Annotated in this window: 15 protein-coding genes; 10 read left to right on the forward strand and 5 right to left on the reverse strand. The window is 50.2% G+C overall.

The window, feature by feature from the left end; genetic code table 11:
* Positions 1 to 11 precede the first annotated feature (11 nt).
* Positions 12 to 1,202, reverse strand: coding sequence for an isochorismate synthase (locus HGT70_RS00530; RefSeq protein ID WP_071433616.1), 1,191 nt, complete (start codon positions 1,200 to 1,202; stop codon positions 12 to 14).
* Positions 1,203 to 1,367: 165 nt separating this feature from the next.
* Between HGT70_RS00530 and fepB the strand changes: the two genes are divergently transcribed.
* The 4 genes from fepB to HGT70_RS00550 are packed head-to-tail and all read left to right on the forward strand — an operon-like array spanning position 1,368 to position 5,119.
* Positions 1,368 to 2,327: a Fe2+-enterobactin ABC transporter substrate-binding protein gene (gene fepB, locus HGT70_RS00535; RefSeq protein WP_071433618.1), complete on the forward strand. Its 960-nt coding sequence runs from the start codon at positions 1,368 to 1,370 to the stop codon at positions 2,325 to 2,327.
* 1 nt (position 2,328) lies between these two features.
* On the forward strand, positions 2,329 to 3,348 hold the full coding sequence (locus HGT70_RS00540; protein ID WP_241569490.1) for an iron chelate uptake ABC transporter family permease subunit: 1,020 nt from the start codon (positions 2,329 to 2,331) through the stop codon (positions 3,346 to 3,348).
* A complete protein-coding gene (locus HGT70_RS00545) occupies positions 3,348 to 4,331 on the forward strand; it encodes a FecCD family ABC transporter permease (protein WP_071433622.1) in 984 nt (327 codons plus the stop codon). The genes HGT70_RS00540 and HGT70_RS00545 overlap by 1 nt, the downstream gene beginning before the upstream one ends.
* On the forward strand, positions 4,328 to 5,119 hold the full coding sequence (locus HGT70_RS00550) for an ABC transporter ATP-binding protein (protein WP_214194608.1): 792 nt from the start codon (positions 4,328 to 4,330) through the stop codon (positions 5,117 to 5,119). The genes HGT70_RS00545 and HGT70_RS00550 overlap by 4 nt, the downstream gene beginning before the upstream one ends.
* 24 nt (positions 5,120 to 5,143) lie before the next feature.
* On the opposite strand, the gene HGT70_RS00555 is transcribed toward HGT70_RS00550, so the two are convergent.
* Positions 5,144 to 9,097, reverse strand: a complete 3,954-nt coding sequence (locus HGT70_RS00555) for a non-ribosomal peptide synthetase (protein WP_214194609.1) — start codon at positions 9,095 to 9,097, stop codon at positions 5,144 to 5,146.
* 1 nt (position 9,098) lies between these two features.
* A complete protein-coding gene (gene fes / locus HGT70_RS00560) occupies positions 9,099 to 10,307 on the reverse strand; it encodes an enterochelin esterase (RefSeq protein WP_214194610.1) in 1,209 nt (402 codons plus the stop codon).
* A 221-nt stretch (positions 10,308 to 10,528) separates the two neighbouring features.
* On the opposite strand from fes, the gene HGT70_RS00565 reads away from it, so the two are divergent.
* On the forward strand, positions 10,529 to 12,850 hold the full coding sequence (locus HGT70_RS00565; protein WP_214194611.1) for a TonB-dependent siderophore receptor: 2,322 nt from the start codon (positions 10,529 to 10,531) through the stop codon (positions 12,848 to 12,850).
* A 35-nt stretch (positions 12,851 to 12,885) separates the two neighbouring features.
* Here HGT70_RS00565 and dacB read toward each other — a convergent pair whose 3' ends face one another.
* Complete coding sequence (gene dacB, locus HGT70_RS00570; protein WP_071433628.1) at positions 12,886 to 14,319, reverse strand: serine-type D-Ala-D-Ala carboxypeptidase; 1,434 nt, start codon at positions 14,317 to 14,319, stop codon at positions 12,886 to 12,888.
* Between the two features lie 240 nt (positions 14,320 to 14,559).
* Here dacB and greA point away from each other — a divergent pair, with 240 nt between their 5' ends.
* Positions 14,560 to 15,036 (forward strand): transcription elongation factor GreA, encoded by a 477-nt coding sequence (gene greA, locus HGT70_RS00575; RefSeq protein WP_071433630.1) that lies wholly within the window; start codon positions 14,560 to 14,562, stop codon positions 15,034 to 15,036.
* Positions 15,037 to 15,191: 155 nt separating this feature from the next.
* On the opposite strand, the gene yhbY is transcribed toward greA, so the two are convergent.
* A complete protein-coding gene (gene yhbY / locus HGT70_RS00580) occupies positions 15,192 to 15,485 on the reverse strand; it encodes a ribosome assembly RNA-binding protein YhbY (protein WP_071433632.1) in 294 nt (97 codons plus the stop codon).
* Between the two features lie 125 nt (positions 15,486 to 15,610).
* Here yhbY and rlmE point away from each other — a divergent pair, with 125 nt between their 5' ends.
* From rlmE to glmM, 4 genes are all read left to right on the forward strand, one after another.
* A complete protein-coding gene (rlmE, locus tag HGT70_RS00585; protein ID WP_071433634.1) occupies positions 15,611 to 16,240 on the forward strand; it encodes a 23S rRNA (uridine(2552)-2'-O)-methyltransferase RlmE in 630 nt (209 codons plus the stop codon).
* A 56-nt stretch (positions 16,241 to 16,296) separates the two neighbouring features.
* Positions 16,297 to 18,207: an ATP-dependent zinc metalloprotease FtsH gene (ftsH, locus tag HGT70_RS00590; protein WP_071433636.1), complete on the forward strand. Its 1,911-nt coding sequence runs from the start codon at positions 16,297 to 16,299 to the stop codon at positions 18,205 to 18,207.
* Positions 18,208 to 18,313: 106 nt separating this feature from the next.
* Entirely contained in the window at positions 18,314 to 19,147 is an 834-nt protein-coding gene (gene folP / locus HGT70_RS00595; protein WP_071433638.1) for a dihydropteroate synthase, read from the forward strand.
* A gap of 3 nt (positions 19,148 to 19,150) precedes the next feature.
* A complete protein-coding gene (glmM, locus tag HGT70_RS00600; RefSeq protein ID WP_071433640.1) occupies positions 19,151 to 20,485 on the forward strand; it encodes a phosphoglucosamine mutase in 1,335 nt (444 codons plus the stop codon).
* Positions 20,486 to 20,544: the final 59 nt, after the last annotated feature.

The following is a 20,544-nucleotide window of genomic DNA, read 5'->3' on the forward strand; positions in this document are numbered from 1 at the left end:
CATTACCTAAATTATTGTAAACCAAAAGCGTGAAGCATAGTGCTAAGCTTCGTCCCGGTTTCCTGCCATTCCGCAAGAGGATCCGATGCAGGAACAATACCGGCACCCGCAAATAGCGTAACTTCCCGTTGTGCGAGCTGCGCACAACGGATTGTCACCACCCATTCGCCATTACCCTCATCGTCACACCATCCAACCATACCCCCAAAAAGATTACGCGAGAAGGGCTCTAATTGTTGAATAAGTCGACAAGCTAGCTGATGCGGATAACCGCTTAAGGCAGGGGTAGGGTGTAGCAACCCCGCAAGCTGTAGGGCATTTTCTTGGCCGTTATCGACGCTACCCTGAATCATCGTAGCAAGGTGCCACAGTTGAGAGGTCGTGACCAGTTCTGGACTTTGCGGGACGTCTAATTGTTTAACGATTGGCGCTAACACTTGGGCCATCGCATCGATCACTAATTGATGCTCATGGCGATCTTTCGTCGAGGCCAGTAAACGCTCGCCTACCTTGTAGTCGTCAGCGCTTACCGCTTGGCGCTTCGCTGATCCTGCTAGTGGGCGCGAGCTAAACAGGCTTTTTTGCTTGCGTAGGAGTAGCTCAGGGCTCGCTCCGGTTAATACTTCGTGGTTGGCAAGCGGCACATGGAAGTGATAGTTATCCGGGTTTTGCGCCATGATCCGGCTCATCAATACCGTACTATCGATGTTCTCTTGAGTGTGCAAAGTGAGTAGTCGCGAGAGAACAACTTTATCTAATTCTCCGCGTTTCATCGCCGCCACGGCGTCACTGACCATCGACATGAATTGTGACTGGTCGGGATAAGCACGTTGCTCAGTGACTTTGGCAAGCGTCGCCGATTGATAAGGCATTAATTCCGCAATAAGTTGCTCACGTCCGGTTTCGGTAACGTGTTGAGGAATAAATAAAGCCGTCGGCTGCTGCGAATCAAAAGGGATCGCCCCAACTAGCCGAGGATTTTTTATCCCAGCCGCTCGTGCAAGACGAAACTGTTCACTCAGCGTTTGTTGAAAGGAGTGTTGGCTCCCTTCGCTGTCGAGTAAAGGTTGCGAAATTCGCTTGAAGCAGCCGTCTGTGATCAGGCTGGTTTGCGGGGAGGTAAACAGAAAACGTTCGTTTAATGCGCTCTGTTGCTGAATTTTACGGTTTAGAATATTTTCAACGGCAGTGATTTCGACCATAATAGCACCATTAAATGATAAGATAATTAATAATGATTATCATTTGAATTTTGGCGGTAAGCTACGCTTAACTCCCTTACCTGTCAACTGATGAAGCCGGCTTACCGATAACTTCTGATTTAGACGTCAAGATTACGCACTCGATGCACATAAAGGAAAGCGATTATGACCCGAAGCTCAAGACTACTAACTCTCTTATTAGTGAGTGTGTTGTTACCTTTCGCGGGGTTCAGCCAAGCTGCGGGGTGGCCAAGGCAAGTGGTGACCGATAATGGCACGGTCACTCTGAAGAGTGCGCCTAAAAGAATAGTTTCCACTAGTGTAACCCTAACAGGATCCTTGTTGGCGATCGGGGCGCCAGTCATTGCTAGTGGAGCAGGGGTGCCGAATAGTCGCTTTACCGATAGCCAAGGTTTCTTTAGCCAATGGGGAAAGGTTGCCCAACAAAAACACGTTCAGCGCTTATATATCGGCGAAGCTAATGCTGAAATGGTCGCGGCGCAGGCTCCCGACTTAATCGTAGTGAGTGCAACGGGACATGACAGCGCGCTGCGTCTGGTGAATCAGCTTTCCAGTATTGCACCGGTGATCGTGATTAACTACGACAATAAGAGTTGGCAGCAAGTCGTTACTCAACTGGGTCAGGCCACGGGACACGAAGGTCAAGCTCAAACGATTATTCACCAATTTGACCAGCGCGTTGCTGAGCTGAAGCCGAAACTCCACTTACCGCCGCAACCGGTTTCCGCCTTTGTCTGGAATGGTGGCGGTAAGGAAGTCAACCTGTGGACCGCTGATTCAGCACAGGGAAAACTGCTTGAGCAACTCGGCTTTACGCTCGCACCTACCCCTGTGCAACTCGCGACTAGTCATAGTATGGGCCAGCGCAAAGATATTGTTCAGCTGTCCGGGGAGAAGATGAGTGACGGTCTGAGTGGTAAGAGTTGGCTGATGTTCGTCGCCGATGCGAATACCGCTAAACAAGTAGCCAGCGATCGCTTTTTACAACAAGCGCCAGCCGTGAAGCAAGGGCATGTTTACCCACTGGGTAATGATAACTTCCGTTTGGACTATTATAGTGCGGGCGATACCTTGGCAGTGCTCGAAAAGCTTTTTGTTCAGTAAGGTGAAAAGCCTTCACTTTTCTGCGTACTGTAGACCGGTTAGCCTTTTCTTCGTACTACTCCTTAGTTTATTCGGGTTAGTCACGGCGAGTTTACTGATCGGAGCAAAACCTATCTCTCTGTCAGAAAGCTGGTCGAGCCTCTCACTGTGGCAAACTTGCCATAGTGAGAATTGCGATATCATTCGATTCTCTCGACTTCCTCGTACGCTGGCCGGTCTAGTGGCAGGTTGTGCGCTCGGCCTCGCAGGCGCGCTTATGCAATCCCTTACCCGTAATCCACTTGCCGACCCAGGCCTGTTAGGCGTGAACGCAGGCGCGAGTTTCGTTACTGTGTTGGGGTTAAGCCTATGGGGCGTACTGACCTTCTGGCAAAGCTTTTTTCTCGCTTTTCTCGGCGCACTTCTCGCGGCAGTTACGGTGGCGATCGCCGGTGCTGGCCGAGGAGGGCGTTTAAATCCGATACGGCTAACGCTAGCTGGCGTGTCCTTAGCTGCTATCTTGGAGGGATTGACCAGCGGTATATCACTGCTCAATCCAGATATTTACGATCACCTGCGCTTTTGGCAAACCGGGTCATTAGATGTGCGACAGCTTAGTGTTTTTACTCTATTAGGACCTATCGTCTTGATAGGGGCGATAATAACCCTTGGATTGAGCCGTTCGCTGAATGCGCTCAGCATGGGTGAGGATTTGGCTCGAACTCTAGGTACGCGAGTGGGGCGAGTACAGTTGCTTGGGCTCTTTCTTATTGCGCTGTTAGCGGCCTGCGCGACCGCCTTGACTGGACCGATTGCGTTCCTTGGCCTTGTCGCCCCGCATTTGGCGCGGGGAGTATTCGGTAGTGATCATCGCTATTTATTACCCGGAACAATTATCATCACACCCGCGGTATTAATTTTGGCAGATATTATTGGCCGTAGCGTTGCGCCGGGAGAGATTAGGGTATCGATTATCACAGCCTTGATTGGTGCGCCAGTATTGATTGGGTTAGTCCGCTACCGGATAGGTCGGGAGGGGTGATGAAAAGACGGCCGCTCCTTATTTTTTGCCTATTACTCGCTGCAGTCGGGAGTCTGATGATCTGCGCGCTCTGTCGAGGTGCGCTTCCTCTTTCGCTGAACGATCTCTGGCAGCTACTGATTGGCAAGGGGCCAGCAGGATTACGACTCGTCGTCATTGATTGGCGCTTACCACGAGTGCTGGTTGCGCTAGTATGTGGGGCGGCCTTAGGGATCAGTGGAGCGATTTTTCAATCTATCCTACGTAACCCGCTGGGCAGCCCAGATGTCTTGGGGCTGAATGCCGGCGCCTTCTCTGGAGTCTTGGTGGTGATGCTGCTGTGGCCCACTAACCTTTTCGCGATGACATTGGCCTCCCTACTTAGCGCAATACTCACCGGCGCGACGATTTATCTCTTGGCATGGCGTCAGGGGATAACGCCCTATCGCTTGATTCTTATCGGTATTGGTATCCGCGCTCTCTTGATGTCTTTTAATGGTTGGGTGATGACTTCAACCTCGTTGAGTACGGCAATCAGCGCCGGACTGTGGAGTGCAGGCTCTCTAAATGGGATGAATTGGCAAAGTTTATCGCTAGTCTTTCCCTGCGTGGTCATCGCATTAATCGTTGTGGCGAGTTTCGCGAAACGTATGGGATTACTTGAGATGGGGGATGACTTGGCTTGTGCACTCGGTGTCCGTCCCGAACGTACCCGCTTAGGATTATTACTGTTGGCGGTCATATTAACCGCTGTCCCTACGGCAATCATAGGTCCGGTCTCGTTTATCGCACTCGTCGCTCCGCAAATCGCACGTCGATTAACATATAGCCCGACCGGTGTTTTATGGAATACGGCGTTATGTGGCAGTCTGTTATTGCTGGCAGCAGATTATCTTGCGCAGCACGCTTTTCTCCCTTATCAACTTCCTGTTGGCGTAATTACCGTCAGTGTGGGGGGGATCTACCTGCTGTCACTATTAGTTAGAGAGGCAAGACGCTCATGAATCCAATCACTTCCCGTCTTGCAGCCAAGGATCTTACTTTGGCGTATGACAAGAAAACTATCGTGGATAATCTATCGGTGACTATCCCTGATGGAGAGTTCACGGTCATTATCGGCCCAAACGCCTGCGGTAAGTCGACGCTCCTCAAGGCATTAAGCCGAGTCATTCCCCCTACGGCGGGTCAGGTTATCCTTGATGGCAAGGCGATTCACCGCTGCCCGGCAAAAGAGGTCGCGCGACAACTGGGGCTGCTGCCACAGAATAGCCATACCCCCACGGGGATCACCGTCGCTGATCTCGTTGGACGTGGCCGCTATCCGCATCAATCGTTATTCGGCGGGTGGCGTCATGAAGATAGCCAAGCCGTAGCTGAGGCAATGGCTGCTACGAATATCGCGCATTTAGCGGATCGCCATGTTGAGCAGCTTTCCGGCGGACAGCGTCAACGCGTCTGGATTGCAATGGTGTTGGCACAACAAACACCGTTACTGCTTTTAGACGAGCCGACGACATGGTTAGATATTACCCATCAAATTGAATTGATGGAACTCCTACGAGAGTTGAATCAGCAGCATGGACGTACTCTGGTGGTTGTCTTGCACGAACTCAATCAGGCCTGTCGCTATGCAAGTCATCTGATCGCGATGCGTGAAGGGGCGATCCTTGCCCAAGGTAAGCCTAGTGAGATTATTACCGCCGAATTGATTGAAGAAGTGTACGGATTGAAAGCGGTGATTATCGCCGACCCCGTGGCGGGCACCCCCATGATTGTTCCAGTGGGAAGGTGAGGAGGCCTGTCGCCTCCTCTTATATTAAGAACGCAGACGCAGTAAGCGGCGGTTAATCTCGGGTCCGATAGTCTCAAACATCTGTGGTGAGATAATCTCGACATGCGCACAATCGATAGGCACGATATCCAAACTGCGAATAAATGGCGCCCAAGCCTGCTGTGCACTGAGTCCCGGTTGTTGTGTCTTCAACGCGGAGAATAGCGTCGCCTTACCGACTGTCTTACGGCTGCGAGCCGTGGTGAGTAATCGTACTGAGTGAGCGTAGTTCGCCTCGACGCTATCGAAAAGCTGAGATAATTCCTCTCCTGCCTGTTGCCGCTGGCTGTTCACAAATTGTTCGCGCTCACGGTTAACTTCTTCAATAACCTGATTATCGAGAACGTTCTTACCCTGTTTCTCGTCCCAATTTTGGGTTTCGGGTGGCCAAGTATCCAATAGACCTAAGAAAGCCACCTCTTCGCCGCGTGCCTCGAGCCGTGAGGCGATGCCTTGCGCTAAGGTTCCACCGAGTGAATAGCCGATAAAGTAGTAAGGGCCCTGCGGCTGATCTGCGAGTAGCGTAGCAAGGTGACGTTCGCAAACATCGTCGATATGCGTGGCATCCGCTAAAGCGCCGTGCTCGTCAGGCGATTGCAGGCCGATAATCGACCATGACGGATCGAGGTAGCGCTGTAACACGCTAAATTGCCAAGCAAAACCAGAGGCCGGATGGAAACAGTATAATCGCGGCCCATCGGTTTGACGCAGCGGCAGAAGGGTCTGTAAACCACCATCCGCGTGCTCTGGGTTTTGTTGAATAATCTTCGCCAACTTCTCGACAGTGGAATTCACCATGATATGACCCACCGTCAATGGGTAACCAAGTTGCTTGCGTATTTGCGCAGCGAGGCGCATAGCGAGCAGTGAATGCCCCCCTAAGGCGAAGAAATCTTGGTTAGCGGCCACCTTAGGTTGCTGTAAGAGGTCGGCGAATAGCGCGGCGAGTTGAGTCTCTATTTCGCCGATAGGTTCTCGCGCATTATCGTGATCGCGTAATTGTGGGGCAGGTAACGCTTTACGGTCCAGCTTGCCATTACTACTTAATGGGAACGTATCTAACGGGATGATGATGACTGGCACCATGTGAGCAGGTAAACGTTCAGCGAGCTGTTCGCGTAAGTGTTCACTCTCCTGTGGCGTGTCGCTAATGATATAGCTGACTAACTGACGATCGTCGGCGAGGCCGCCTAGTGACTGATTAAGGCTGACGGCAACAGAGGCGGCTTGTTTGATCCCCGGTAAGGAGAGCAGAACTGCATCGATCTCGGAGAGTTCAATACGCTGGCCCCGAATTTTTAACTGGTCATCGTTGCGTCCGAGGTATTCGATCTCGCCATGCGGCAGACGACGCGCCATATCGCCGCTGCGGTACAGACGTTGAGTCGGGTCCCAAGGGGCTGGGATAAAGCGCTCGGCAGTGAGGTCGGGGCGACCTAGATAGCCTTCAGCCAATTGCACGCCCCCTAACCACACCTCCCCGGCTATACCATAAGGAACGGGATTAAGCTGACTATCGAGGATATGCAGTTGTGTGTTCCAGACCGGCCAGCCAATGGGCACACTGTGCCCGCTAACCGCCGCGAGTTCTGGTCCAAACGCCGGAAACCAGCTCACGTCGACAGCGGCTTCGGTAGGCCCATACAAATTATGACAGGGGATGGAAACCTGTTTTTCCCACTGACGCGCGAGGGCGGTCGGTAACGCTTCGCCGCTGCAGAAAACTAGGCGTAAGTGCTGCTGCAGTGCCTTAACCGTGGCTTCGGTTAGGCTCTCTAAAAATGCCGCTAACATAGAAGGTACGAAGTGGGTCACGCTCACCTGCTGCTCAACCATCACTTGCTGTAGCCATTCTGGATCACGATGGCATTCAGGGGGGGCCATAAATAGTTTTGCACCGGTAATCAATGGCCAGAAAAACTCCCACACTGATACATCGAAGCTACTCGGGGTTTTCTGCAGGACAACATCGCGCGGTTGCAGAGGGTAATGATTTTGCATCCAAGCTAGCCGGTTAACGATTGCCCGGTGGCTAACGAGAACGCCTTTCGGTCGTCCGGTTGACCCTGAGGTATAAATCAAATACGCCCCCTGCTCGGGAGAGGGTTCTGGGGCGCAGAGGACTGGCGACTGAGTAATCAACGAGTGGTAATGATATTGGGGAGTCGCGCTAATCGCCGTTAATCGAGTACTCAAAGCCTGTTCGGTGATCACCACGCGCGGCGTCGAGTCCTCCAGCATGATAGCGAGCCGTTCGTCAGGATAACCGGTATCAAGCGGTAGCCAAATCGCCCCCAGACGGACTATCGCTTGCAAGGCTATCGATAAGTAGACCGAGCGAGGAAGCGCCACCGCGACGATATCTCCCGCTACCACGCCATGGTGGTGTAGCTCAGCGGCTAAGGCTAAGACCTGCTGTTGCATCTCTGTATAGCTAAGCTGCTGAGCTGTATCAGCCAGAGCAATAGCATCGGGAGTCTGGCGGCATTGCTGGGCAATTAGTGACCATAGCGTTTCATCGGTCAGTTCTCTCTCGGTCGCATTGACGGCCGATAATTGCTGTTGTTCTTGGTGACTGAGTAGTGTGAACTCACAGAGTGGCCGTGCTGGGTGGGCGGTTAATTGCTCAAGGAGCAGCGGCAAGCGTTGAATATGGGTAGTCAGCGCTTGCTCTTCGTAGCGATGTTTATTCGCTAAAAATTCAAGGGTAAGCGAACCTTGAGAGTCGAGGATCAGTGCGATCTCAAGATCTCTTACCGGCCCAGAGGCAAGGTGTATCGTGTTAACCGATTGTCCTTCAAACGCCAACTCATAATCGAAGAGTTTAACGTTTAATACGGGGCCAAATAGTGGCGAACTATCGCCGGTCAGTCCTAGGTCACGGCTGATCTGTTCGGCGTCGTAGCGTTGGTGACGACGATTTTTCTTAATCTCTTTGCTGAGTAGGGCCGCAAACTCTGTAATAGTTAAGGTCGGTTGATACCCGACGCTCATGGGTAAAACGTTAATGACCGGGCCTACTGCGCTCAGCGCCACCGACCCCATCCGACGCATAAAAATAAATCCTGCACTAAACGGCTGCTGTCCGGTGAGATGAGCAAGCCAAGTATTGACTAAAGTGACGGCTCCCTCGACCGGCGTTAGGCCTTGTTCAGCGAGCAGCTGGTAAAGCGGCGCCATGTGGCTGGCAGAGAAGCTGATATGATGGCGTATGACATCTGGTGTCGCGATCTCACCATTGAGCGGGGCCTGGGCAAGGCTTAGCGGATCGGGTAGCTGCGAGACTTTTTCTTGCCAATAGTGCTTGTCTTTCTGATAGCTTGGACCTTGCTGATAGGCAAGATACTCCGCAACGACTTCATCGAAAGGCGTAAACGGTGATGGGCTTAAGGGCTGTTGCTGACGTAAGTGAGCGTATATTTCACTAATACGTTTTGTTATCGCGATAAAGCTGAATCCATCGACTAGCAAGTGATGGTAACGTTGATACCATATCCATTGATCATTACTCACGTGCATCAGTACTTGTCGAACGGTTGCCCCCTGATCGGTGATACGTAAAGGGCTTTGTAAATCAGCGTTCATCAATGCATGGGCAGTGGCGAGGGGCTGCGTTTCAGCCCGTAAGTCGAGACACTCAATGAAGAAAACACAGTCAGGGTCGATAGACTGGTAAGCTTCACCCTCGTACTCTTCAAAGCGGAAGTGTAGGGTATCGGCCTCAGCTAACCCTTGTTCAATCGCCTGTTTCAGCACCGTCGGATCGAGGGTTCCCGGTAAGCTAATGGCGTGGGCTACCGCAAAGGCGTTAGCATAAGGAGAGAGCTGATCCGCAATCCAAATGCCGGGCTGCGCCGCAACGAGGGGTAAACGAGAACTGCGCAGATCAGGCAGCGTACTTAAGGAATGTTGCTCAATACTATCGTCGATATTGCTCATCTTATTCTTCCTGCCATAAAGCGTGTAGACCCTCTAATAAACTGCCCCGCCACCATAACGCGTCGTGCCCACCTTCTACGTATTGCAAGCGATGTGGGATGTGGTAGTAGGTTAACCATTTTTCTAACTCCCGATTGGCCTCGCAAATTAAGGTTTCACGGCAGCCCGCTTCGAGAATAATTTTTCGTGGAGCCTTAGAAGGGGCATGTTGTGCGAGTTGTTGAGGAAGGTATCCTGCGGCATGCCCACGATTTGGCCACCAGAACGATCCCGATAAGCTTAAAGCTTTTCCATATATATCTGGCCAGTTTAAGCAGGCGTACACAGAAGCGAGCCCGCCAAAGCTTTGTCCGGTGACGATGGTCTGCGCCGGATCGGGGCGCCAGCTTACGGTCTTAGCAATTAAGGGTAAAAGTTCTTCATTGACGGCGAGCCAAAAATCACGATTACAGGGATATTCACGGCCCCGATGCTCCCGGTCAATAATCTCCGGCATCACGTAGAGCGCTGGCGGGAGTCTACCTTCATCGGTTAATTGTTGTAAGGGGCCGGCGATAGGGAGGGTATTTGCCCAAAACTGGCCGTCCAGTAACAAGGCTAATCGCCGATGTGGGGTCGTCTTGTGGTCTGCTGTGCTGTACCACCATACACGGCGCGAATTCCCTAGCCGACGACTCTCCCAACGTATCTCTTGCACAGCAACAGGCGATTGTTCGCCGCGCTCCCACGCTTGCCACTCCACTTGTGGTGGCGCGTCGGGGAGATGTAGGGGTGAAACAGCCATCCCCCGGCCGGCAGACCAAGAACGTAGTGAATTGAGTTTATCGTGCTCTGCATGTCGAAATTGTTCCCGCCACCATTCACGTCGTTGGAAGATATCTTGGCTGCGTAAACCGATATCCTGTTTAGTATCGGGGATTAAACAGTAGCTCCCTCGCCAATGAGCAGGAAGCGTGAGGGAAAGGTACCAGACGTCGCTAGCGGGATAATGGACTAGAGATACAGGAGGCTCGGGCTGGTGGTGATCAGTGATCCCAGTAATATTGAGCCAGACCGCTTGTGTTAGCTGCGAGTCTGGTTGGCGCCAAAGAAAAGTCACTCGACAGTCTTGATCGGAGAGCCGTTCAATTCGCGGTACACCGAGCTGTTGTTGAGTGCGCCACCATATGTCGGAACCAATGTCTGGGGTAAACCATTCAGGAGTAAGCATTTGTTCGTTTATCTTTGTAAGAGCCAGCGGCGAATAGCCGTTAGAACCGATATTTAATGATAATAGTATTGATAATTATTTTCATCTGCAATAGATTGCAATCTCTCTTTACGTAGTTTGTCATTTATTGCGCAATTGGTTACCAATTATAAATGCGCGTAAAGAGGCTTCATTATTTCTCACACACACAGCATTAACCTAGGGAACTGGGATTATAACTAATGAAAAAATTATCATTTCTTTCTGCTGCAATTTGCCTTGAGCTAAGTAGCTCCTTTTTACTTTATTGCGCGCCGGCTTCAGCGGCACAATCAGATGTGTCGGTAACTACCCCGGTATCGGACGATACTTCTACTACTACGGCCACCAATACTGACACCGTACCTACAGAAGAAGCCCATAATTCCATCGTCGTGACCGCTCGCCAGCAAACGCTACAAGCACCCGGTGTATCGACGATCTCCTCTGAGGCGATCCGCAAGCATCCTCCTGCACGTGATGTGTCAGAGATCATTCGCACCATGCCAGGCGTCAATCTAACCGGCAACTCGACCAGCGGTCAGCGCGGTAACAACCGTCAAATCGATATTCGAGGCATGGGACCGGAAAACACCTTGATCTTAATTGATGGTCGTCCGGTAAGTAGTAAAAACTCAGTGCGCTATGGATGGCGGGGTGAGCGAGATTCACGTGGCGACACCAACTGGGTACCACCTGAAATGATTGACCACATTGAAGTCATTCGTGGACCGGCTGCGGCCCGCTACGGTAGCGGGGCGATGGGCGGGGTGGTCAACATCATCACTAAACAAGCAAATAAAGAGTGGCATGGTTCATGGAACGCGTATTACAACGTTCCGCAGCATAAATCTGAAGGCTCTACTAAGCGTACCAACTTCAGCTTAATGGGTCCCGCTACCGATAGCCTAACCTTAAGTATTTGGGGAAATATCGATAAGACACAGGCTGATGCTTACGATATCAACCAAAACCATTCTGCTCCACGAACGGGGACTTATGCAGGCAGCTTTCCTTCTGGGCGTGAAGGCGTAAGGGATAAAGATCTGCATGGTAAACTGAATTGGGAATTCGCGCACAATCAACACCTCGAATTCGAAGCAGGAACCAGCCGCCAAGGTAATATCTATGCGGGAGATACCCAAAATACTAATACCTCCGCCTATGTGAAAAGTAAGTATGGCGATGAGACGAACCGTATTTATCGCCAAGACTATGCCTTAACCTGGACCGGTGTTTGGGATAATGGGGTAAGTACCAATACCTATGCGCAATATGAAAGAACCCGTAACTCTAGGATAAGCGAAGGCTTAGCCGGTGGAACCGAGGGGATATTTAATAATAACGCTGGGTTCTCTGATATTGATCTGAGTGATCTTCTGCTGCACAGCGAAGTCAGTATTCCTTTCACCGCCTGGGTTGATCAGAACCTTACCTTAGGGACGGAGTGGAACCAGCAAAAAATGAAAGATGGTACCTCGACTAGTCAGCCACTGACCGGCAGTACTGCTGGTGGTTCAGTAAGCGGTATGGGAACGGGGACGCGTTCACCTTATAGCCAAGCGCAGATCTTCTCGATGTTTGCCGAAGATAATATGGACCTTACCGATTCAACGGTCCTTACTCCAGCTATCCGTTTTGATCATCACTCGCTTGTGGGAACGAATTGGAGCCCGTCGCTGAATTTAACGCAGCAGCTGACTAATGAGTGGACGTTGAAAATGGGGATTGCGCGAGCCTATAAGGCACCGAATCTCTATCAGACCAACCCTAACTATATTCTCTATAGTCGTGGACAAGGATGCTACGGTAGCTCGAGCACGGGTTGTTATTTACAGGGAAATCGCGATCTAAAAGCAGAAACCAGTGTTAATAAAGAGATTGGATTGGAATATAAGGATCTCTCTGGACTACAAGCTGGGCTGACCTATTTCCGTAATGATTACCACAATAAGATTGAATCGGGAACCGATGTTACTTCGACGAACAGCAGCGGTACGCGACTCTATAAATGGGATAACGTTCCACGTGCGGTTGTTGAAGGGTTAGAAGGTACCTTCAATGTTCCGGTAACTGATACCGTTACATGGAATAACAATATGACGTGGATGCTGCAAAGTAAGGATAAGACCAATCACGACCGTTTATCCGTGATCCCACAGTTTACGCTGAACTCGAACCTTGAGTGGCAAATCCGCCAGGATCTCTCCGTGCAAGCAACCTGGACATGGTACGGTAAGCAAAAACCGAAAAGCCGAGATTACCAAGGTAATAAGGTTAGCTATCCTGATACCCGCGAAGTCAGCCCTTACAGCATTATCGGTGCGAGCGCGACGTGGGATGCGACGAAAAATGTTAGTGTCACGGCAGGGATTGATAACCTCTTTGATAAACGTCACTTCCGTGAAGGGAATGCTCAAACGACTGGAAATGCTGCTACTGGTTCTTATCTGTGGGGAGCAGGGGCAAACACCTACAACGAGTCAGGCAGAACGTTCTATATGAGTCTTAACACTCACTTCTAGTAGAGAAAAACCCGCGCAAGCGGGTTTTTTTATGATTAATAGTTACGATAGAGATCGCTATATAGGCGGCTTTCAAACCGGACTAATGGCACTCTTCTTGTCCGCTGATCTTCGGGTGGCACCGCATACCCAGAAAGGTATTGTACAAAGGCAATACGCGTTCCGCGGGATGTGGTTAAAAACCCTGCCAAGTTATACACTCCTTGTAACGATCCTGTCTTCGCTGAGAGCTTTCCATCAACGCCGGCTTCATGTAGCCCGCCACGATATTGCAGAGTACCATCATGACCTGCTAATGGCAGCATGCTGATAAAATCGAGGCTACTATCGTTCTTAGCGATAAATTGAAGGGCTTGCATCATGGTATCGGGAGCGACGAGATCGTGACGTGAGAGCCCAGAACCATCGACCTGGATCGTATTCCCCATATCGACCCCCGCTTTTTCACGAAGAATACGACGCACGGCATCCGATCCTGCACGAAACGTACCGGGAACGTTAAAATAATGGTGGCCGATGGTACGAAATACGGTATCGGCAATCATATTATCCGACTTCTTCAACATCGTATGTAATAAGCTGTGAAGGGGGGCGGATTGTTCGATAGCTAATACAGTACCCGGTTCGCTAGGCTGCGTCTGTCGGACTAAATGACCACGATAATCGATATCGGCTTTTTTCAGCTCATCGCGTAAAATCTCGCCAGCCCATGCCGCCCCATCCTGTACGGCGAAGGCTAAGGGCAGTGGGTCGCTACGCTGACGAAGGCAGCCGGTTAAGGTGTAGCGGTTTAGCTCACCAGGATTGACATCAAGTTCGCAATATTGCGCCTCTCCCGAATTAGGACCTAAGGTTTTTACCTCGCTATACATATGAGCGGGATAATAAGAGGCAATACGGATAAACGCGTTCTCTCCGGCGGTTTTCGCGCTATATAGTGAGATAGAAAAGCAATTCTTATCTACAATCGCGGCCGCAGGCGGGGCACTGAAACATTGGGTTAAATCATTCCACGGCCAGCCCGGCGCCATATCGTGGCTGGCGAAAACAGACGTATCAATAACGAGGTTACCCTGAATGTGGGTGACGCCTTTTTGTTTGAGCTGTGCCACCATATTACGCAAGTCTTGACGTGTAAAAGTCGGGTCGCCTCCAAAGCGTGCGACTAAATCGCCTTGTAACGTATCGCCAGAAATTTTTTGGTGGCTTTCAAAGGTCGTCTGGAAGCGAAAATCGTTACCTAGTTCCAATAGCGCAGCTAACGCGGTGAAGACTTTCATCGTACTGGCGGGCAAGGCCATTTGTTTTCCGTGATAATCGACAATCGGCGTCGTATCGCCTACCCTTTGCGCCATGAACGCCAGATTGGTACCATCGGGAAGATATTGGGTATAATCCTCGACAGGCGTAGCAGAAACGTTCAGCGTTACTGCAAGGGTGAGAGCTGTGATAAGTCTTGAAAGTCGCATAATCTCGGCGTCGTTAACAATTTAGCCCGCAATACTACGTCCCCTTGAGGGGCAAAGTAAACGATGATCCGAGCTGAACTCTCGGGTAAAATATGTATCAAACTGAAAAATTCACTCGTCTTGGATAGCTGACTATCTGAGGCGGGATTGTTTTGTTGCAAATTTAGGTACGGCTTAATTCGTTAAGCTGATATCGAATCAGGATGATTGACTGAATAACAGAAGAATGAGGAGTTAAAGATGAGCCAGATTCCTATGACCCTGCGCGGGGCGGAACAACTGCGGGAAGAGCTTAATGAGCTTAAAAATGTTAAGCGTCCACGTATCATTGCGTCGATTGCTGACGCCCGCGAACACGGGGATTTAAAAGAAAATGCGGAATACCATGCTGCACGTGAAGAGCAAGGGTTTTGCGAAGGTCGTATTCAAGAGATCGAGGCAAAGTTATCTAACGCGCAAGTTATTGATGTGACAAAAATGTCTGCGACAGGCCGTGTCATTTTTGGGGCGACGGTGACGGTTTACAATACTCACTCTGAAGACGAAGTTACTTATCGCATCGTCGGTGACGACGAAGCTGATTTTAAGCAAAATCTTATCTCAGTGAACTCGCCGATGGCGCGTGGATTGATCGGGAAAGAGGCGGATGACGTCGCGGTAGTGAAAACACCCGGTGGAGATGTAGAGTACGAAGTGATTAAGGTTGAATACCTCTAAATCTTCGGATTACGACGATATCTTGTTACCGAAATAGCCTTTTCGCCATTTTGGCCCCGCAAGCCGGATTAACCGTGCTAATATATCTAAAGAAGAGAAAAAGGCTGTAAAACAGCCTTTTAACTGGGAAGAAAGAGTAATGCTTTCTTTCAGCACTAGCGCGGTAAAGAAATTTTCTTTTCTTTAGACGGTCGGTAGAGCACCAGCATTTTACCGATAACCTGTACTTCGGCTGCTGAGGTTTCGCGAACAATTGCCGCTACAATCAGGGCTTTGGTTTCCCGGTCTTCTGTCGAGATCTTGACCTTGACCAGTTCGTGATGTGCGAGCGCTTGTTCAAGTTCCGCAAGAACGCCTTCGGTTAATCCGTTGTTGCCTAACATCACCACTGGCTTCAGTGGATGGGCGAGGCCTTTTAGGTGCTGTTTTTGTTTAGTGCTTAGATTCATCGTATTATTTACTTACTCAGGGATTGAAAACAGGTCATTGTACCGCCATCTCTAGTATATCGCCAAATCAACGCAGCATTTTGCGTAATGATTTATCGCTGCGATACAAAAATGTTGGAAAAAGTATGACGGGAAAGAAGCGTTCAGCCAGCTCAAGTCGCTGGTTACAGGAACACTTTAGCGATAAATATGTGCTACAAGCACAAAAGAAAGGTCTACGTTCGCGGGCTTGGTTTAAACTAGATGAGATCCAACAAGGTGATCGTCTGTTTAAACCGGGTATGACGGTTGTAGATTTAGGTGCTGCGCCAGGTGGTTGGTCACAATACGTGGTCGAGCAGATTGGCGCAAACGGCCGAATTATCGCGTGTGATATACTGCCAATGGATCCCATTGTTGGTGTAGACTTTCTTCAAGGTGACTTCCGAGAAGAAGCTGTACTAAAAGCGTTGCTCGATCGTGTCGGGGACGGTAAGGTGCAGGTAGTAATGTCAGATATGGCACCAAATATGAGTGGCACTCCCGCGGTAGATATTCCTCGCGCGATGTATCTCATAGAGCTGGCTCTTGAAATGTGCCGTGATATTTTGGCACCAGGTGGCAGTTTTGTAGTAAAGGTGTTCCAGGGAGATGGTTTTGATGATTACCTACGCGAAATCCGCTCCTTATTTACGAAAGTCAAAGTTCGTAAGCCAGACGCTTCGCGTTCACGTTCTCGCGAAGTGTACATTGTAGCGACTGGGCGCAAAATATAGCTCCCTACGCTTTCTGTTAACATCGTTGTAAATAAGAGGTTAATCCCTTGAGTGACATGGCGAAAAACCTAATTCTCTGGTTAGTCATTGCAGTCGTGCTAATGACCGTATTCCAGAGCTTTGGGCCCAGCGAGTCAAATGGCAAGAAAGTCGATTATTCAACTTTCGTGACAGAAGTGAATCAAAACCAGGTTCGCGAGGCGCGTATTAATGGGCGTGAGATTAACGTAACCACTAACGATAGCAATAAATACACTACGTATATTCCTGTCAATGATCCGCAATTACTGCAAAACCTGTTATCCAAGAAGGTGAAAGTTGTTGGCGAGCCCCCTGAAGGTCAAAGTCTGCTGACTTCTATCTTCATCTCCTGGTTCCCAATGTTGCTACTCATTGGTGTATGGATCTTCTTTATGCGTCAAATGCAGGGAGGCGGTGGTAAAGGTGCCATGTCTTTCGGTAAGAGCAAGGCTCGCATGTTGACGGAAGATCAGATTAAAACCACTTTTGCTGATGTTGCAGGCTGTGATGAAGCGAAAGAGGAAGTCAGCGAGCTAGTGGAATATCTCCGTGAACCTTCGCGTTTTCAAAAGCTAGGCGGAAAAATTCCTAAAGGCGTGCTGATGGTAGGCCCTCCAGGTACGGGTAAAACGTTACTGGCGAAGGCCATAGCAGGGGAAGCTAAAGTTCCTTTCTTTACCATTTCAGGTTCTGACTTCGTTGAGATGTTCGTCGGCGTCGGTGCATCGCGCGTTCGTGATATGTTTGAACAAGCGAAAAAATCGGCTCCTTGTATCATCTTTATCGACGAAATCGATGCGGTTGGACGTCAGCGTGGAGCAGGGTTAGGCGGTGGTCACGATGAACGTGAGCAAACGCTAAACCAAATGCTGGTTGAGATGGATGGTTTCGAAGGCAATGAAGGGATTATCGTTATTGCGGCGACTAACCGCCCTGACGTTCTCGATCCAGCACTGCTTCGTCCAGGTCGTTTTGACCGTCAAGTCGTTGTTGGGCTGCCAGACGTACGTGGCCGTGAGCAAATCTTAAAAGTGCATATGCGTCGTGTTCCTCTAGCGACAGACATTGATACAGCGATCATCGCTCGTGGTACACCAGGATTTTCTGGTGCTGACTTAGCAAACCTCGTGAATGAAGCTGCATTGTTTGCTGCACGCAGCAACCAACGTGTCGTGTCGATGGTTGAGTTCGAGAAGGCTAAAGACAAGATCATGATGGGTGCGGAACGTCGCTCAATGGTCATGACCGAAGCGCAAAAAGAGTCAACGGCTTATCACGAAGCAGGACACGCAATCATTGGTCGTCTCGTACCAGAGCACGATCCAGTACACAAGGTGACCATTATTCCTCGTGGGCGTGCGCTAGGGGTGACTTTCTTCTTACCTGAAGGCGATGCAATTAGCGCAAGTCGTCAGAAGTTAGAGAGCCAAATCTCTACACTTTACGGCGGCCGCTTAGCAGAAGAGATCATCTACGGTTCGGAAAAAGTCTCTACGGGTGCTTCAAACGATATTAAAGTTGCGACTAACCTCGCACGCAATATGGTTACCCAATGGGGCTTCTCTGAGAAGCTCGGCCCTCTACTCTACGCAGAAGAAGAAGGTGAAGTTTTCTTAGGTCGTTCCGTCGCGAAAGCGAAACATATGTCCGATGAAACCGCGCGTATTATCGACCAAGAGATCAAGCAGCTCATCGATAATAACTACGAGCGTGCGCGCAAACTGTTAAATGAGAACATCGACATCCTGCATACGATGAAAGATGCTCTGATGAAGTATGAAACTATTGATGCCCCGCAAATCGATGATTTGATGGCGCGTAGAGAAGTTCGTGCTCCAGCAGGTTGGACTGAGCTGGCAGTGAAGGAAGAAGAGCCTGTTGCACCACCACAAGCAGCTCGTCCTGTCGACGCACCAGAGAATAATGATCCAGGCAACCCGATGTAAGGTCTGAATTATTCGATAAATAGTGCCAGTTCGCGCTACAATTAAGCCCCGCTCATGCGGGGCTTTTTTTTGCATCGCATCGATAGAGAGTTAAAGAGGATAAACAATGAAATTACGCGCCCGAGGAACTGAGCTCGATCTCTCCTTTCCCCATGTAATGGGGATCTTGAATATGACGCCAGACTCTTTTTCTGATGGTGGCCGCCATAACACTCTGATCGATGCCATCACCCATGCGAACGAAATGGTCATTGCGGGTGCAACCATTCTTGATATCGGCGGCGAGTCGACGCGACCTGGGGCCGATGAAGTATCGGTAGAGGAAGAGTTGACGCGCGTCATTCCTGTTGTAGAGGCCTTAGCGCAACGTTTCGAAGTATGGATCTCCGTTGATACTTCTAAGCCAGAAGTTATTCGTGCCGCAGCCGCTGCTGGCGCGCATCTGATTAATGATATCCGTTCGTTAAACGAGCCAGGCGCACTGCAGGCCGCAGCTGAAGTAGATTTACCCGTCTGTTTGATGCATATGCAGGGCGACCCTAAGTCGATGCAACATAGCCCCAGTTACCAGCAAATTATTACAGAAGTCGATGGCTTCTTAGCCACTGAAATCGAGCGCTGTGTCGCTGCGGGGATACGTCGGGAAAACCTAGTACTCGACCCGGGTTTCGGTTTTGGCAAAACGGTCCAACACAATTATGAACTATTGGCGAATCTTGGGCACTTCCACCACTTTGATTTACCATTGCTAGTGGGAATGTCTCGTAAGTCTATGATTGGCCAACTCCTGAATGTCGGACCTACTCAGCGACTGAGTGGAAGTCTGGCCTGTGCTGTCATTGCCGCGATGCAGGGTGCTCACATTATTCGCGTGCATGATGTTAAAGAAAGCGTCGAAGCCATTCGCGTGGTTGAAGCCACGCTCAGAGCAAAAGGATAACGCATGAGTGAACGTAAATATTTCGGTACCGACGGTATTCGCGGTAAAGTTGGCGAATTCCCTATTACCCCTGATTTTGTTTTAAAATTAGGATGGGCCGCCGGTAAAGTGTTAGCGGGTCAGGGATCGAAGAAAGTAATTATCGGCAAAGATACACGTATCTCTGGCTACATGCTGGAGTCGGCTCTAGAGGCGGGATTGGCCGCGGCAGGACTTTCAGCTGCCTTCACGGGGCCTATGCCAACCCCTGCGATTGCCTATTTGACGCGTACTTTCCGTGCAGAAGCGGGTGTCGTCATCTCTGCCTCCCATAATCCTTTCGATGATAACGGTATCAAATTCTTTTCGACCGAAGGGACGAAGCTTCCTGACGAGGTCGAGGCGGCGATTGAAGCAGAGCTAGACAAGAACATCACTTGCGTACCTTCTGCGGAGTTAGGCCGTGCTAGCCGTATTGTAGATGCCGCTGGGCGATATATTGAGTTCTGTAAAGGAACATTCCCGAGCGAACTTAGCTTGAATCAGTTAAAAATCGTTGTCGACTGCGCAAATGGCGCGACCTACCACATCGCCCCCAACGTACTGCGTGAACTAGGGGCCGAAGTCATTACCATCGGCGCTTCACCCGATGGGATGAACATCAATAAAGAGTGCGGGGCAACGGATTTAGATCTACTTAAACAAACTGTCATAGCAGAAAAGGCGGACTTAGGATTCGCTCTCGATGGCGATGGCGACCGTATTATGATGGTTGACCACCTCGGGCAGACTGTCGACGGCGATCAAATTCTCTATATCATCGCTCGTGAGCGCTTACGCCAAGGAAACCTGCGTGGCGGCGTCGTCGGTACGCTGATGAGTAATATGGGCCTTGAGATCGCGCTGAAACAGCTCGGTATTCCTTTCGAGCGGGCAAAAGTCGGTGACCGCTATGTATTGGAAAAGCTCAAAGAGCGAGGATGGGTCGTCGGGGCTGAGAACTCTGGCCATGTGATCTTACTTGATAAAACCACAACGGGTGATGGCATTATTGCTGGGCTACAAGTGTTAACAGCGGTAGTAGGAAATAAATTATCCCTGCACGATTTATGCAGTGGAATGAAGCTCTTACCACAAGTCCTTGTCAACGTGCGTTTTACCTCCGGTAGCGATCCGTTACAACATCCAGAAGTTCTAGCCGCATTACACCGCGCTGAGCAACAACTGGCCGGACGAGGCCGCGTCCTGTTACGTAAATCTGGCACTGAGCCATTGATTCGCGTCATGGTTGAAGGTGGAAATAGCGTGGAAGTCACGGAATTGGCTCAGTCTATCGCGGACGTAGTGAAAGGCCTTTAGTCGTTTCGGTGTCGACCTGGAGGAGATAAACAGTCGCTTATTTACCCACTAAGCCTAGG

Source organism: Rosenbergiella collisarenosi (genome assembly GCF_018494085.1).
GTDB classification, from domain to species: Bacteria; Pseudomonadota; Gammaproteobacteria; order Enterobacterales; family Enterobacteriaceae; genus Rosenbergiella; species Rosenbergiella collisarenosi.

Excerpts from the sequence above, each read along its gene's own strand:
- HGT70_RS00530 (WP_071433616.1), bottom strand. The coding sequence starts at position 1,202 with ATGGTCGAAATCACTGCCGTTGAAAATATTCTAAACCGTAAAATTCAG.
- fepB (WP_071433618.1), top strand. The coding sequence starts at position 1,368 with ATGACCCGAAGCTCAAGACTACTAACTCTCTTATTAGTGAGTGTGTTG.
- HGT70_RS00545 (WP_071433622.1), top strand. The coding sequence starts at position 3,348 with ATGAAAAGACGGCCGCTCCTTATTTTTTGCCTATTACTCGCTGCAGTC.
- HGT70_RS00550 (WP_214194608.1), top strand. The coding sequence starts at position 4,328 with ATGAATCCAATCACTTCCCGTCTTGCAGCCAAGGATCTTACTTTGGCG.
- HGT70_RS00555 (WP_214194609.1), bottom strand. The coding sequence starts at position 9,097 with ATGAGCAATATCGACGATAGTATTGAGCAACATTCCTTAAGTACGCTG.
- fes (WP_214194610.1), bottom strand. The coding sequence starts at position 10,307 with ATGCTTACTCCTGAATGGTTTACCCCAGACATTGGTTCCGACATATGG.
- HGT70_RS00565 (WP_214194611.1), top strand. The coding sequence starts at position 10,529 with ATGAAAAAATTATCATTTCTTTCTGCTGCAATTTGCCTTGAGCTAAGT.
- dacB (WP_071433628.1), bottom strand. The coding sequence starts at position 14,319 with ATGCGACTTTCAAGACTTATCACAGCTCTCACCCTTGCAGTAACGCTG.
- greA (WP_071433630.1), top strand. The coding sequence starts at position 14,560 with ATGAGCCAGATTCCTATGACCCTGCGCGGGGCGGAACAACTGCGGGAA.
- yhbY (WP_071433632.1), bottom strand. The coding sequence starts at position 15,485 with ATGAATCTAAGCACTAAACAAAAACAGCACCTAAAAGGCCTCGCCCAT.
- rlmE (WP_071433634.1), top strand. The coding sequence starts at position 15,611 with ATGACGGGAAAGAAGCGTTCAGCCAGCTCAAGTCGCTGGTTACAGGAA.
- ftsH (WP_071433636.1), top strand. The coding sequence starts at position 16,297 with ATGGCGAAAAACCTAATTCTCTGGTTAGTCATTGCAGTCGTGCTAATG.
- folP (WP_071433638.1), top strand. The coding sequence starts at position 18,314 with ATGAAATTACGCGCCCGAGGAACTGAGCTCGATCTCTCCTTTCCCCAT.
- glmM (WP_071433640.1), top strand. The coding sequence starts at position 19,151 with ATGAGTGAACGTAAATATTTCGGTACCGACGGTATTCGCGGTAAAGTT.